This is a genomic window from Saccharothrix sp. ST-888, assembly GCF_000955975.1.
Lineage (GTDB): Bacteria > Actinomycetota > Actinomycetes > Streptomycetales > Streptomycetaceae > Kitasatospora.
In genome coordinates this window covers 1-364 of sequence record NZ_JYJF01000535.1, presented here as the reverse complement: position 1 = coordinate 364, position 364 = coordinate 1, and the positions used below count along the sequence as shown (strand labels likewise).

At 67.0% G+C, this 364-nt stretch carries 1 protein-coding gene; it reads right to left on the bottom strand.

Annotation, left to right across the window (positions count from 1 at the left end):
- A partial coding sequence (locus UK12_RS43955; RefSeq protein ID WP_231591496.1) for a hypothetical protein occupies window positions 1-317 on the bottom strand: 317 nt, incomplete at its 3' end.
- Between the last annotated feature and the right edge of the window lie 47 nt (window positions 318-364).

The following is a 364-nucleotide window of genomic DNA, read 5'->3' as shown; positions in this document are numbered from 1 at the left end:
CAGATGAAGTCGGGGGTTTTGAAGCCGAAGCTCAGGCCCGAATCGGTGGCGCAGCGGCCCCAGTACGTTCCCACCCAGCCGCAGTAGGGACCGGCGTAGCTGTGGCAGGGGGGCGCTGACCCCTGCGGACCCGGAGTCGTGAAGGGGAGCTGTGGTGATTCGGCTTCGATCCGGGAGGCGCCGGCGGCGCTGACCATGCCGACCTGCGTGGCGTCGGAAGCCTGGGACGTCCAATCCGGAAAGAAGGGGGGCAGGCCGAAGGCGGAGGCGGAAGCCGCCACCGTTGAAGCAACGAAAGCGCAGCGGGTGAGGCGCATGACTGTTCGTCTTCGCTTTGTGGTCCGGGGCAGGTGTGAATGAACGC